This is a genomic window from Streptomyces sp. NPDC002680, from assembly GCF_042889145.1.
GTDB lineage: Bacteria > Actinomycetota > Actinomycetes > Streptomycetales > Streptomycetaceae > Streptomyces > Streptomyces adonidis.
The window spans coordinates 1,385,332-1,399,115 of the sequence record NZ_JBIAQP010000001.1; the positions used below are offsets into that span (position 1 = coordinate 1,385,332).

A 13,784-nucleotide genomic window follows, 5' to 3' on the forward strand; every position below is an offset into this window, starting at 1 on the left:
CGGCGGTGGCCTCCCGCGCATGTGCGGGAGGCCACCAACGGTGGGTTGTGGACGGTCAGTTCTTCTTGCGGACGGTCTTGCTGGTCAGGGTCCAGACATGGGACTTCACAGTGTGGTTCTTCTTGTCCCGGGCCGTGACCGTGATCTTGAACCGCGTGCCGTCCGGCAGCGGGGTGGACAGATGGACGGACACCTTGTGGGTGGCCCGGTCGTAGGAGACATAGGCCTTGACGTGGAGCTTCCTGGCGGCCGCTGCCTTCGCGCCCGGCAGGACCGTCACCGTCGCCTTGACCGAACCCACCTTGGTCGCGCTGGGCAGCGTGGTGACGAGGGGTCTGGAAGCATCGGCGGTGCGCGCCACCAAGGAGGCGCTCACCTCCGAGATGTCGACCGTCGCCAGAGACGCCGACGGGTCGTCGGCGGTGAAGATCGGCCCGACCCAGTAGTTCGCGGACCCGTAGGAGCCGTTGGGGAAGGCCACGTCACTGCCGTACCGGTAGAGCCCGTTGTGGGCCGTACTGATGTCGGCGGTGGCGGTCAGCGGATAGGACTTGTGCGCCGATGCGAAGTAGCCGCCGTCCACCGCGTAGTTGCCGTTCGGCGCGTGGTAGGAGACCACGTACGAGGTGTCGGCACTGATCGCGACCGGGGTGGCGAACGTCATCGTCTGCCAGCCGGTGGCCGACTCGGTGGTGAAGGTCCCGGAGGCGAGGAGCGTGCCGTCGTTGGACCAGAGGCTGCCGGTGTGGGTGCCGGTGTTGGTGGCGCCCTTGTAGAAGGTGACGCCGGTGACCCAGCCGCTCGCCGAGGACTGGAAACGGGTGCCCAGTTCGAGGGAGTTGGGGTCGTCGGTGACAGCGGTCCTGGCCGGCACGGTGCTGGTGTTCCACAGCGTGCAGGGGCAGGTGACCGCGGGCGGGGTGGAGCTGGTGGTGAAGCTCCATGTCACCGGGTCCGCCATGGCGTTGCCCCACAGGTCCTCGGCCTGGACCGAGGCGGTGTACGTGGTGTTCAGCTCCAGTTCCGTCGACGGCGTGAAGGTCGCCTTGTTCGACGCGGGGAGCGTCTTGGCGCCCGGGACGGTGTTGCCGTTCGGGTCCTTCAGCGTGAACGCCAGGGTGTCACCGTCGATGGCGTGGTCGAAGACCGCCGACACCGGTGCCGTGATCGCCGCGCCGGTCGCCCCGGAGGTCGGGGAGGTCGACGTGACGACGGGCGGGGTCGTACTGGCCGTCGCGGTGTCCAGCACCACGTCCACCCAGTAGTTGCTGCCCGAGGACGCCGAGGACGGGAAGGCGCTGGTCGAGCTGTAACGGTAGACGCCGTTGCCGCCGTCGGTGCCGGACTGGAGCGCGGTGAGCGGGGCCAGGCCGGCCGAACTGCCGGAGAAGTAGCCGCCGTCGTAGGAGTATCCGCCGTTGGGGGCGAAGTACGAGGCGACGTAGGTGGTGTTGGCCTTGACGGTCACCGGGGTGGCGAAGTTGAGCTGCTGCCAGCCGGAGGCCGTCTCGTTGGTGAAGGTGCCGGTGGCCAGGCGGGTGCCGGAGGCACTCCACAGGTTGCCGGTGTGGGTGCCGGTGTTGGCGGGCGACTTGTAGAAGCGGACACCGGTGATCGAACCGGCCACCGTGGTACGGATCTTGACGCCGAGTTCCAGCGGGCCGGCGTCGCCCGCGTTGATCGTGCCGGGGACTGCCGTGGCCGGCCAGATGGTGCAGGGGCAGGCCTGGGGGCCGACGGTCACCGGGATGGTGGTGACGGCGCCGATGTTGACGCTGTCGTCGACCGCGCGGACCTTGATGGAGGCGGTGCCCGGGGCCGTCGGCGTCCAGCTGTAGGTCCAGGACGTCAGTCCGGTGGCCGCGTTCCACGTGGTGCCGCCGTCGGTGGACACCTCGGTGCGGGCCACCACTCCCCCGCCCGAGTCGGTGGCGGTGCCGCTGATGGTGACCGGCTTCAGCGCCGGGACAGTGACCCCGGAGGCCGGGCTGGTCACGGTGATGGCCGGGCCGGTGGTGTCGGTGGACTGCGTCGCGGCGGAGAGGTTGCTCTGCCGGTTCAGCGGCTGGACGCCCATGTCCGCGAGGATGTTCACGGTCGCCTGCTGCATGCGGACGTCCTCGGTGACCACGACGTCCTCGGGGTCGTACGTCGGGAGGTTGGTCAGCCCCCACGACCACTGCACGGTGCCCGCCCCGAACACCAGGGCCCCGGAGTCCTGGTCGCGGAACTCTACGAGATTGTGCGTCGCGGTGCCGTTGCCGTACATGTTGCCCCAGTCGAGGCGGTACTTGCCGTCGTCGACGTCCACGGTCGTGGACGACACATGGATCGCCCCGGCCGGTCTGGTGCTGTTGACGATGTCACTGTCCCACTCGTAGCCGAGGGTGCCGGCCGGGAAGGTCGCCGTCTGGCTCGACGTGAGGTTCGCGATGGAGGTGTTGCGCCAGATCCGGTTCTTGCCGTACGAGCCGGGGACCGTGATCGCGTCGGCGCGGTAGCCGTTCACCTGGAACATGGAGCCGGTGAGGATGTTCGGCGGCTGGTAGGCCGTGCCGTACTGGGTGCTGGTCGGATCCATCCAGGTGCCGGTCCAGGTGCCGCTGGGGTCGGCGACGCCGTTGCCCTGCACCATCTTGGTCATCTTGTAGCAGACCAGGGTCCGGTTCGCCGTGCTCGTGCCGTCGTTGCTCGGGGCGAGCCGGGTCTTCCAGAAGACCTCGTTGCCGCTGAAGAAGGCCTGCCGGACACCTGCCTTCCTGGCCGCCAGGACGTTGGAGTACTGGCTCTGTGTCCAGTACTCGTCGTGGCCGGAGGACAGGTACACCTTGTGGTTCTTCAGCAGGGTGGCGCCATTGGTCGACACGTCCACACCGGACAGATAGCTGACGTCGTAGCCGTTGCGCTCCAGCCACGACAGCATCATGAACTCGGAGCCGTAGATGCCGTTGTCGCCGCCGATGTCCAACGGCCGGTTGTAGCTGACCTCGTAGGCACGGCCGTCGGGCGCGGGTCCCGCGCCGCCGTAGAAGTCCTGGCCGCCGTAGTCGTTGTACGCCTGCCAGGTCTGGTCACTGGTCTGTACGACGATGTCGGAGGTGCTGGAGTCCTTGCGGACGACGAACGGGTACGGCATCAGGCCGTCGCCGTCCGTCTGCGTCAGGTTCGCGATGTACAGGCCGGACACGGCGTCGCTGGGTACCGTCCAGGACGCGGTCACGGGCCAGTTGCCGCAGTCGACCAGGCCCGTGCTGCTCTTGGTGGTGCAACTGGCGGGGTTGGTCGTGTAGTTGGCCGAGTAGGTCACGGCCGCCTGCGCCGCCGTCGACATCAGACGGGCGCCGTCGCCGCCGTACCAGCCCAGGCGGTAGATCTCCACGTGGTACGTGACCGGCGACTGGATCTTGAACTGGACGGTGTCACCGGCCTGGACGCTCTCCTTGGTGGAGAACCCCTTGATGCCGCCGTAGGAGTTGGGCGAGTACCAGTCGGACATGGGGCTGCCCGTCTTGGAGTTCTCGCACACGATCTCGTTCGAGGCCGTGCCGCACGGATCGGATGCTGCCTGTGCGGGCAGTGCCTGCGGGAGCACCGCCCATATCAACGCTGCTACGACGGCGAGGCGCCCGCCCCGGATCCGTCTGCTCCATCTGTTCATGTGTACCTCTCAGCGGTGCTGTGCACTGTGCGGAGCCGGCCCGAGAGGCCGGGGTGGAGCGGGAGTGTGGGGGCCGATCGGCTTCAGAGCGCCTTGGTGAGCGTCTCCACGACGCGTTGCTGCTGATCGGGGCTTATCTGGGGGAAGAGCGGCAGCGACAGGATGCGGTCGGCCGCCCTCTCCGCGTGGGGGAAGTCGCCTCGGACGTGGCCGAGTCGGCTGTACGCGGGGGTGAGGTGGACGGGGGCGGGATAGTGGACGCCCGCGCCGATACCCTCGGCGTTGAGCTTGCCGACGATGTCGTCGCGGTCCGTTCCGGCGACCTGGACGACGTACAGGTGCCAGACGTGGACGTTGCCGTCCGCCGTCGTCGGGAGGACCACGCGCCCGGCGGCTTCCAGGTCGGCGAGCAGCTCGTCGTAGCGGGCCGCCGCTGCCCGCCGGGCCGCGTTGCCGTCCGCGAGCCGTGCCAGCTTCGCCCGCAGGACGACGGCCTGGAGTCCGTCCAGACGGCTGTTGAACCCGGGCACGTCGTGGCGGTACTTGGCGACGCCGCCGTGGTTCGCGATCGCGCGCACCAGACCGGCCAGTTCCTCGTCGTCGGTCAGGACCGCGCCCGCGTCGCCGTAGGCGCCGAGGTTCTTGCCCGGGTAGAAACTGGTGGCCGCGATCCCGCCGCTGCCCGGCGACCGGCCGTCACGGGTGGCGCCCTGGCACTGGGCCGCGTCCTCGACGACCCGTACGCGGTCGGGCAGTTGGCCGGCCAGCCCGGTCACCTCGGCCATCTGGCCGTACAGGTGCACCGGCACGACCGCGCGGGTGGCGGGGCCGACCGCCTCCGACGCGGCCTGCGGGTCGAGGAGATGGGTGTCGGGCAGGCAGTCCGCGAGGACCGGCCGGGCGCCGATCCGGGCCACGGCACCGGCGGTGGCGATGAAGGTGTTGGCGGGGATCACGACCTCATCGCCCGCTCCCACCCCGCTTGCCCGCAGGGCGAGTTCGACGGCGTCGGTGCCGTTGGCGACGCCCACGCAGTGCGCGACGGCGCCGAAACCGGCGTACTCGCGCTCGAAGGCTCCCACCTCGTCGCCGCCGATGAACGCGGTGTTCGCCAGCACCCGTTCGAATCCGGCCCGTACCTCGTCGGCGACCTCGGCGTGTGCCGCCTTGAGGTCCACCAGCGGTATCTGGTTCATTTCAGCGGTCCCCCCACTGTTGTTCTTGTCGCGAGTTCGTCGAGCGCGGGCGCCGCCGCCTCGCGCAGCCGCCGGGCCGGGCTCCCCACCCAGACCTCGCCCGGCGGGACGTCGCCGAGCACGCTGCTCCCCATCCCGATCTGCGACCAGGCGCCGACCGTCGTGCCCTCCCTGACCAGAGCCCCGGAGCCCACATAGGCGCCCCGCTCCAGCCGTACGCCCCCGCCCAGGCGGACGCCGGAGGTGATCGTGGCGAAGTCCTCGACCACGTCGTCATGGGTGAGGACGGCCTGCGGCATCACGGCGACATGCGCGCCCACCCGCACGGCGGCGGTCAGGACACAGTGCGCGAGGAGCACCGAGCCGGGCCCGACCTCCGAGGTCGCCGACACGGCCGCCGTCGGATGGATCACGGTGGCATAGCGGTCCACGGGCAGGCCGAACCTGCGGACCAGACGGGCGCGGGCCGCGTAGTCCCTCGGGTTGCCCACGCAGATCACGACCCGGGCCTCGGGCAGGGCGTGGACGAGGTCGCAGCCGCCGAGCACGGGCACGCCGTCGACTTCCCCGCCGTGCAGGTCGGGGTTGTCGTCGAGATGCCCGAGCAGCTCGAAGCCACCCGCGTCCCGTACGGCCTGTGCGGTCTCCCGGGCGAAACCGCCCGCGCCGATGACGACAAGTCCGTTCATCCGCGGGCCTGTTCGCGCAGTGCCACCACGACCCGGTCCTGCTGGGCCTCGGTCATCGTGTGGAACAGCGGCAGGATCAGCGAGTCGCGGCTGATCCGCTCGGTGGCCGGGAGCGGCACGCTCGGGTGGTCCGCGTAGGCGGGTTCGAGGTGCGAGGCCATGATCCCGCGCCGGGCGGAGACCCCGGCCTCGGCGAGCGCGGCGAGCAGGTCGTCGCGGCCGACGGGGAAGTCCTCGGCCAGCAGCACCCAGTAGGACTGGAAGTTGCTCTGCCCGTGCGCGGGGTCGGTCACGGGGGTGAGGCCGGGGACGTCCCGCAGCAACTCGTCGTAGCGGGCCGCCAGTTCGCGGCGGCGGGCGATCATCGCGTCGAGCTTGCCGAGCTGGACCAGGCCGATCGCGGCCTGGACGTCGGTCATCCGGTAGTTGAAGCCGACCTCCAAGTAGCTTTCCAGGACCGGCTTGTTGCTCGCATGGCGTTCGGCGGCCGAGGCGTTCATGCCGTGCTCGCGCAGTCGGCGCAGCCGGGCCGCCCACTCGGCGTCGTCGGTGGTGATCATGCCGCCCTCGCCGGTGGTGACGACCTTGCGGGGGTGGAAGGACCAGGCGGCGATCAGCGCGCCGTGCCCCACGGGCTTGCCGCCGACGGTCGAGCCGATGGCGCAGGCCGCGTCCTCGACCAGGGGCAGGTCCCACTCGGCGCAGGCGGCGCGCAGGGAGTGCACATCGGCCGGTACGCCGCCCTGGTGGACGACGAGAACGGCCTTGGTACGAGGGGTGCGGACCGCGTCCACGGTGGCCGTGGTCAGGTTGCCGGTGGCGGGGTCGACGTCGGCGAACACCGGTTCGGCACCGACGTAACGGACCGCGTTGGCGGTGGCGATGAACGACAGCGAGGGCACGACGACCTCGTCGCCGGGTCCCACGCCGAGCGCGACGAGCGACAGGTGCAGGCCGGTCGTGCAGGAGCTGACGGCGATGCCGTGCTCGGCGCCCACCCGTTCGGCGAAGGCCTTCTCGAAGGCGGCGACGCGGGGGCCCTGGGCGACCCACCCGGACAGCACCGCGTCGGAGGCGGCCTTGGCCTCCTCCTCGCCGAGCCAGGGGATCATCACCGGGATGCGGTCGGTGCTCACTTGGCCGCCTCCCGCTCTGCGCGCCACCACTGCACCAGGTCCTTGAGGCCCGTGCGCAGGTCGATCTCCGCCCGGAACCCGAGCCGTTCGGCGGCCTGCGAGGTGTCCGCGAGCCGCCGCGTGACCCCGTTCACCGCGCGGGCGGGCCCGTGCTCGGGCTCCAGACCGGACGCGCCCATCGCCTCCAGGAGGCCCTGGGCGAGTTCCTTCAGCGAGGTCTCCGTGCCGCTGGCCACGTTGAACACCTCGTCGGTGAGATCCGACTCGGCGGCCAGGACATTGGCCCTGGCGATGTCCCGGACGTCGACGAAGTCCATGGTCTGGGCGCCGTCGCCGAGGATCAGCGGCGGCTCGCCCGCCTCGATGCGCTCCATCCAGCGGATGAGCACCTCGGTGTAGAGGCCGTGGATGTCCATCCGGGGGCCGTAGACGTTGAAGTAGCGCAGCACCACGTAGTCCAGTCCGGACATGGCGTGGAAGCTGCGCAGCATGCCTTCGTTGAAGGCCTTCGCGGCGCCGTAGAAGGTGTCGTTGTTGTACGGGTGGTGCCGCTCGGTCGTCGGGAAGACCTCGGCCATGCCGTAGACGGACGCCGAGGACGAGGCGATCACCTTGCCGACGCCGGCCGCGGCCGCCGCCTCCAGGACGTTGAAGGTGCCGTCGACCAGCACCTCGTTGGCGAGCCGGGGCTCCTCCGCGCACTGGGTGATGCGTATCGCGGCGAGGTGGAACACCAGGTCGGCGCCCTCGGTGACCTTCCGTACGGTGGCGGCGTCCCGGATGTCGCCCTCGACGATCTCCACGACGCCGCTGGGCAGGGCCTGGGCGAGGTTGGCCCGCCGTCCGCGCACGAAGTTGTCGAGTACGACGATCTCGCGGGCGCCGCCCTCGGCCAGGAGGTCGACGAGGTTGGAGCCGATGGTGCCCGCTCCCCCGGTGACCAGGATCTTCTTGCCTCGTACGCTGCTCAACTGCGCTGCCCTCTCGGTCAATCGGACTGTCGGTGAAGTGGAACTGTCAGTGCCCGGCGCGCAGGCCGACGACCGCGCCCTTGAATTCGAGACTCCGGGACGCCGCCTCAAGGATGTCGAGCACCCTGAGGCCCGCCCGGCCGTCGGTCAGGGGTGCCCGGCGTTCCCTGATCGCGTCGCCGAACTCGTCGACCATGCTGCGCAGCGCTTCCTTCTCGCCGATGGCGGGCGCGACCATGTCCCCGGAGCGGTAGGAGATGAGCATGTCCCGGCGTTCGTCGTCGCCGATCTCCTGAGGTGCGGCCAGGTCCACGCCCCGGTCGAAGATCGCCACGCGCTGGGCGGGGTTGAGGTCGTCCCAGATCAGGGTGCGTTTGGCGCCGCCCACCATGGTGGTCCGCACCTTGGTCGGCGAGAGCCAGTTGACGTGCACGTGGGCGATGGCCCCCGTGTTGAGCTGGAGCGTCAGATAGGCGACACAGGCCTGTCCGGCGCCGATCGGGTCGGCCCCGTGGGCGGCGACGGCGACCGGCTCGACGTTGTCGGGGAGAATGAAGTCGAGGATCGACAGATCGTGCGGGGCCAGGTCCCACAGAACGTCGATGTCCTTCTGGACGAGCCCGAGGTTGATCCGGACCGAGTCGACGAAGTGGATGTCGCCGAGTTCGCCGGAGCGGACCAGTTCCCGGATACGGCCCACGGCGGGTGTGTAGCAGTAGGTGTGGTCGCACATCAGCGTGAGCCCGCGCTCCTCCGCCTCGGCCACCAGACGCATCCCGTCGGCGTAGGTCGCCGCGAGCGGCTTCTCCACGAGGACGTGCTTTCCGGCGCGCAGGGCGGCCAGGGCGATGTCGAGGTGCGTGCCGGCGGGCGTGGCCACGGCGACGGCATCGACGGTGGGGTCGGCGAGGACGGCCGCGTAGTCCGCGGTGGCCCGGACCGTCGAGTAGCCGCCGAGGACGCGCTGGGCGCGATCCACGTCGAGGTCGCACAGCCAGCGCAGCCGGAACCGCTCACTGGCCTGGAAGTTGCGTACGAGGTTGGGGCCCCAGTAGCCCGCCCCGACGACCGCGACCCCCAACGGCTCCGAACTCAACGGCTCCGTGCCCTGCGTCACTTGGTTCCTCTTCCGTCGGTCGAGTCGGTCCATCAGTAGGCCCCCGTTCCGCGCACCACGGCGGAGCCGGTGCGCGCCAGGATGGTCAGGTCCAGGCCCATCGACCAGTTGTCCACGTATCCGAGGTCGAGCCGGACCGCCTCGTCCCAGGGCAGGTCGGAGCGTCCGCTGACCTGCCACAGCCCGGTGAGGCCGGGTTTGACGAGCAGTCGGCGCTTGACCTCCGGCGTGTACTCCTCGACCTCCTCGGGCAGCGGAGGGCGGGGGCCGACGAGCGACATGTGTCCCTTGACCACGTTGAGCAGTTGCGGCAGTTCGTCCAGCGAGCTGCGGCGCAGGAACGATCCGAACCGGGTGATCCGCGGGTCCTGCTTCACCTTGAACAGCAGGCCGTCGCTGTTCTCGTTCAGGTGTTTCAACTCGGCCCGGAGGTCCTCCGAGTCGGGCCGCATGGTGCGGAACTTCAGCATGGTGAAGTGGTCGCCGTAGCGGCCGACCCGCTGCTGCCGGAACAGGGTCGGTCCTGCGCTGTCCAGGCGGACGATCAGGGCGATCACCATCATCGGCAGCGCGAGGACCGCCAGGAGCAGTGCCGCGAGCGACCGGTCGAGGAGTTCCTTGGGCAGCCGGGAGGTCGGGGCGAGGTTCGGTGCCTGGATCCGCATCAGCGGCACCCCGTTGGTGGGCCGTACCGCGAGCCGCGCGGCGGACACGTCGGTCAGTACGGGGGCCAGCAGGAAGTCGACGCCCTGTACGGCCGCCGTCCAGGACATCCGGCGCAGGACGGAGGCGTCGGAACCGGGTACCGGTACGACCACCACGGTGCCGATACCCATGGCCCGGACGACGTTCTCCATGTCACCGACGCCGCCGAGGACGGGGAGCCCCAGCTTGCGGATCTCCGTGCGGTTCCGCGGATCGCTCAGGCACACCCCGGCGATGTGGAGTTCCTGTTCGCCGCCGCGCCGCAGCACGGCGACCAGATCCACGATGCCGTGGGACGGCCCGACCAGGAGCGTCGTGCTCTGGTCCCGGCCCCGGGCCCATCTTCGGTGGAGCCGGCGGCGCAGTGCGTAACGGCCCGGCAGGGCGATCGCGACAGCGGGTATCGTAGCCATGACCATGTCATGAAGAAGTCCCGCATCGTGGGTGAACACGTAGTGAACACCCATGGCGAGCGCCGGCAGTGCGACGGCTCCGCGGAGCACCCGTCGGTACTCCTCGACGCCAACGCCCAACGCCCTGCGGTCATAGGTGCGATGGACGAGCATGGTCGCGATCCACGTCGGGGGAAGCACCAGGGCGACCGTCCAGCGGTCGTAGGCCGCGTGGATCAAGAAGGCCGCGACAACGGCTGCGAAACCGTCCGCGACCAACAAGGTGAATCGATACTTCTGTTCCCACCGTCTTCGGCGGGCTTCCGGACTGGTGCGTTCCACAACCACTTGCTCATGCGTGACCTCAATGGTCATGCTCCCCCCACCACATGCGCGGCTACCCCCCGTCCGAAGTGCCCTCCACACAGCGGCACTGGAAAGCGAGGGAGCGTCGGCGGTTCCCCAACCGCCTCATGCCCCCCAGCATGCCCGTACTGAAATGCTCAAATCCATGCACAAAGCCGAACCATGACGTGCAGTCAAGGACAAGTTCCCCACCCAAACCGGTCCGGCGGCACTCAATCTAGACCACCGAACGCAGTCACGGGAACGGTTGAACGAAACACACATCGCATTAGTGACACTGACGGCATACTGCCCACGTGACGAGCATCGTGATCCCGGCCCACAACGAGGCCCGAGTCATCGGACGACTCCTCGATTCGCTGCTGGCCGGCTCCGCCGAGGACGAGACCGACATCGTGGTTGTATGCAACGGCTGTACGGACGACACCGCGCGGATCGCGTCCGATCGCGGCCCCCGCGTCCGGGTGGTGGAGATACCCACGCCCTCCAAACACGCCGCCCTGCGCGCGGGGGACGACCACGCCCGCGGCTTCCCCCGGCTCTACGTGGACGCGGACGTCGTCCTCGCGGGCGCCGACGTACGAGCACTGATCGAACCCCTGAACGACGACACCTCGGACGTTCTCGCGACCGCCCCCGAACGGCATATTCCGCTGACCGGCTGCGCCTGGCGGGTGCGCGCCTACTACCGGGTGTGGCAGCGTCTGCCCGCCGTACGCGAAGGGTTGTTCGGCCGGGGTGTCATCGCGGTCTCCAAGGCCGGGCACACCCGGATCGCCGCGCTGCCACCGCTGATGGCGGACGACCTGGCCGCGTCCCTGGCGTTCGCCCCGCACGAGCGACTCGTGGTCGGCGGAGCGAGCGTCGTGGTCCATCCGCCGCGCACCTGGCCGGACTTGATGAAACGGCGGATCCGGGCCGCGGTGTCCACCGCCCAGGTCGAGCAGCATCAGGGCCCGGAAGAGGCCTCGGCGCGCACGAGTGTCGCGGACCTCAAGACCATGGTCCGCCGGGATCCCAGGCTCGTGACCAGTGTCGTAGTCTTCCTCGCGGCGGCGGTCGCCGCCCGGCGGGGAGCCAGAAAGGCCGTCCGGGCACAGGACTTCGGTACCTGGCTACGGGACGAGAGCAGCCGGCAGAACTGATCGCACCGCACCTGGAGTCTCGATCATGTATCTCACCGACCGCTCCGCCCCCGCGCAGACGGACACCGAACAGGGCCGAAGACGCGCCCCGGGGCGCAAGGTCGCCCCGGTCGTGTTCGTGCTGGGGACGGTCAGCCTGATAACCGACATCTCCTCGGAGATGGTCACCGCCGTTCTGCCGCTCTACCTCGTCACCACGCTCGCCTTCACTCCGCTGGCGTTCGGCACCCTCGACGGCGTCTACAACGGCGTCAGCGCGCTGGTGCAGCTCACCGGCGGCCATCTCGCCGACCGGGTGCGCAACCACAAGCTGATGGCCGGGCTCGGGTACGGCCTGTCGGCGCTGTGCAAACCGCTGCTCCTGCTCGCGAGCAGCATCGGCACGCTCGGCACGGTCCTCGCCCTCGACCGCACCGGCAAGGGCCTGCGCACCGCCCCGCGCGACGCGATGATCTCCCTGTCCACGCCGTCCGAGAAACAGGGCCGCGCCTTCGGCGTGCACCGGGCGATGGACACCACGGGCGCGATGCTCGGCCCGCTGGCGGCCTTCCTCATCCTGCGCGCGGCGGCCGACGGCTACGACGCCGTGTTCGGGGTGAGCGCGTGCGTCGCCGTGCTCGGCGTGCTCGTACTGGTGCTGTTCGTACCCGCCAGAGGGCAGGTAACCCGTACGAACGAAGCAGGTAACAAGCCGAGCGACGAAGCGGGTTCGGCGAGCAGCGCACCGCCCGTCCGCGTACGGGACGCGCTGGCCCTGCTGCGCCTGCCACGGCTCCGCGCGCTCGCCGGCTGCGCCGCGCTGCTGGGCCTCACCACGGTCTCGGACGCCTTCGTCTATCTGCTGCTGCAAAGGCGCGCGGGAATCGCCGACGAGTGGTTCCCGCTGCTGCCGCTGGGCACCGCCGCGGTGTTCCTTCTCCTGGCCGTGCCCGTCGGCTCGCTGGCCGACCGGGTCGGGCGGCGCGCCGTGTTCCTCACCGGGCACCTGGGTCTGCTCACCGCCTACAGCCTCCTGCTCTGGGCCCCGGCCACCCCGGCCCTGCCCTTCCTCGTCCTCGCCCTGCACGGCATGTTCTACGCGGCCACCGACGGCGTGCTCCCGGCCGCCCTCGCCGACATCGTGCCCGAGCGACTTCGCGCCACCGGCCTGGCGATCGTCGGCACCAGCCAGGCGCTGGCCCGGTTCTGCTGCTCGCTGTCCTTCGGCGCCGCCTGGACGCTGTGGGGCGACAGCGCGGCGCTGGCCGGATCGGCGGTCGGCCTGCTGTGCTGCGCGGCCGTCGCGGGCATCGTGCTGCGCCCGAGGGACCCGATGACCACCACAGACACCACAGACACCACAGCTTCAACGCCCCAAGGATCCGGATGACATCGCTGCGCGGCCGTCTGCTCATACTCGTCACGGGGGTGCTGCTCCTCGCGGGCCTGGCAACCGGCGTGGTCCTGCACGCCGCCGACCGCGCGGAGCAGGCGAACAAGCCGCAGCCGGGCGGCCCCGCCGTCAGCACGGGCAAGCTGACGCTCGACCAGAAGAGCCGCCTGACCTTCGTCAACGCGGCCGCGGGCCCGCACCGCACGGCGGTCGCCTCGGTCCCGTCCACCGACCCCGGCGCGGGCCGGACCGCCTCGGACCTGAAGTGCGTGCGCTTCTACGCGGCGGCCGGCACCGGCGTCTGCCTCCAGTCGGTCCCCGGGGTCCTCAAGCAGAGCAACCGTGCCCTGCTCCTGGACGCCGATCTCCGCACCGTGCACACCTACGCGCTCGCGGGCACCCCCAGCCGCGCCCGGGTCTCGCCCAGCGGCCGCTTCGCCGCCTGGACGGTCTTCGTCTCCGGCGAGTCCTACGCGTCGGCCTTCTTCTCGACCCGGACCTCCATCCTGGACACCCGCACGATGCGGCTGATCCCCAGCCTGGAGACGTTCTCGATCACCCTGGACGGCAAGTCCTACCGCGCCTCGGACGTCAACTTCTGGGGCGTCACCTTCGCCTCCGACGACGACACGTTCTACGCCACCCTCAACACCGCCAACAAGACGTATCTGGTCCTGGGTTCCATCTCCAAGCAGACGGTCACCACCCTGATCGAGAACGTGGAGTGCCCGTCGCTCTCCCCGGACGGAACCCGCGTCGCCTTCAAGAAGCGGGTCCTGTCCCGTACCGCCCTCTGGCACGAGTACGTCCTCGATCTGAAGACCCTGAAGGAGACGGCACTGGCCGAACGCCACAGCGTCGACGACCAGGCCACCTGGCTCGACAACGACACCCTCGCCTACGCCCTCCCCACCAACGGCAAGGTCGGCAGCAGCGACCTGTGGAGCGTGCCCGCGAACGGCAAGGGCAGCCCCCGCCTGCTGATCACGGGGGCTTCCTCACCGGCGCCGCTGTAGACGTCGTAGACGCTCGTCGGG

The 13,784-nt window shown here is 70.0% G+C and carries 10 protein-coding genes; 3 read left to right on the forward strand and 7 right to left on the reverse strand.

The genetic code is table 11. The features are described 5' to 3' along the window. Positions 1 to 55: 55 nt before the first annotated feature. The 7 genes from ACFYXF_RS06250 to ACFYXF_RS06280 all read right to left on the reverse strand — a co-directional run bounded on the left by ACFYXF_RS06250 (position 56) and on the right by ACFYXF_RS06280 (position 10,146). Positions 56 to 3,658 (reverse strand): DUF4082 domain-containing protein, encoded by a 3,603-nt coding sequence (locus ACFYXF_RS06250; protein ID WP_389348359.1) that lies wholly within the window; start codon positions 3,656 to 3,658, stop codon positions 56 to 58. An 83-nt stretch (positions 3,659 to 3,741) separates the two neighbouring features. After that, a complete protein-coding gene (locus ACFYXF_RS06255; RefSeq protein WP_389348360.1) occupies positions 3,742 to 4,854 on the reverse strand; it encodes a DegT/DnrJ/EryC1/StrS family aminotransferase in 1,113 nt (370 codons plus the stop codon). After that, on the reverse strand, positions 4,851 to 5,543 hold the full coding sequence (locus ACFYXF_RS06260) for an acetyltransferase (RefSeq protein ID WP_389348361.1): 693 nt from the start codon (positions 5,541 to 5,543) through the stop codon (positions 4,851 to 4,853). Before ACFYXF_RS06260 ends, ACFYXF_RS06255 begins: the two co-directional genes overlap by 4 nt. After that, positions 5,540 to 6,679 carry a DegT/DnrJ/EryC1/StrS family aminotransferase gene (locus ACFYXF_RS06265; RefSeq protein ID WP_389348362.1) on the reverse strand — a complete coding sequence of 380 codons (1,140 nt, stop codon included), beginning with the start codon at positions 6,677 to 6,679 and terminating at the stop codon, positions 5,540 to 5,542. The genes ACFYXF_RS06260 and ACFYXF_RS06265 overlap by 4 nt, the downstream gene beginning before the upstream one ends. Continuing rightward, a complete protein-coding gene (locus tag ACFYXF_RS06270) occupies positions 6,676 to 7,650 on the reverse strand; it encodes an NAD-dependent epimerase/dehydratase family protein (protein ID WP_389348363.1) in 975 nt (324 codons plus the stop codon). The genes ACFYXF_RS06265 and ACFYXF_RS06270 overlap by 4 nt, the downstream gene beginning before the upstream one ends. A gap of 46 nt (positions 7,651 to 7,696) precedes the next feature. After that, positions 7,697 to 8,767 carry a Gfo/Idh/MocA family protein gene (locus ACFYXF_RS06275; protein ID WP_389348364.1) on the reverse strand — a complete coding sequence of 357 codons (1,071 nt, stop codon included), beginning with the start codon at positions 8,765 to 8,767 and terminating at the stop codon, positions 7,697 to 7,699. Between the two features lie 32 nt (positions 8,768 to 8,799). Continuing rightward, positions 8,800 to 10,146, reverse strand: a complete 1,347-nt coding sequence (locus tag ACFYXF_RS06280) for a sugar transferase (RefSeq protein WP_389348365.1) — start codon at positions 10,144 to 10,146, stop codon at positions 8,800 to 8,802. Positions 10,147 to 10,526: 380 nt separating this feature from the next. On the opposite strand from ACFYXF_RS06280, the gene ACFYXF_RS06285 reads away from it, so the two are divergent. Genes ACFYXF_RS06285 through ACFYXF_RS06295 form a run of 3 tightly spaced genes read left to right on the forward strand, consistent with a single transcriptional unit; the run spans position 10,527 to position 13,763 of the window. Beyond that, complete coding sequence (locus tag ACFYXF_RS06285; protein ID WP_389348366.1) at positions 10,527 to 11,375, forward strand: glycosyltransferase; 849 nt, start codon at positions 10,527 to 10,529, stop codon at positions 11,373 to 11,375. A gap of 25 nt (positions 11,376 to 11,400) precedes the next feature. Continuing rightward, positions 11,401 to 12,744, forward strand: a complete 1,344-nt coding sequence (locus tag ACFYXF_RS06290) for an MFS transporter (RefSeq protein ID WP_389348367.1) — start codon at positions 11,401 to 11,403, stop codon at positions 12,742 to 12,744. Then, complete coding sequence (locus tag ACFYXF_RS06295; RefSeq protein ID WP_389348368.1) at positions 12,741 to 13,763, forward strand: TolB family protein; 1,023 nt, start codon at positions 12,741 to 12,743, stop codon at positions 13,761 to 13,763. Before ACFYXF_RS06290 ends, ACFYXF_RS06295 begins: the two co-directional genes overlap by 4 nt. Positions 13,764 to 13,784 lie beyond the last annotated feature (21 nt).

Coding starts and splice junctions, on each gene's coding strand:
- ACFYXF_RS06250 (WP_389348359.1), bottom strand. CDS start 3,658: ATGAACAGATGGAGCAGACGGATCCGGGGCGGGCGCCTCGCCGTCGTA.
- ACFYXF_RS06255 (WP_389348360.1), bottom strand. CDS start 4,854: ATGAACCAGATACCGCTGGTGGACCTCAAGGCGGCACACGCCGAGGTC.
- ACFYXF_RS06260 (WP_389348361.1), bottom strand. CDS start 5,543: ATGAACGGACTTGTCGTCATCGGCGCGGGCGGTTTCGCCCGGGAGACC.
- ACFYXF_RS06290 (WP_389348367.1), top strand. CDS start 11,401: ATGTATCTCACCGACCGCTCCGCCCCCGCGCAGACGGACACCGAACAG.
- ACFYXF_RS06295 (WP_389348368.1), top strand. CDS start 12,741: ATGACATCGCTGCGCGGCCGTCTGCTCATACTCGTCACGGGGGTGCTG.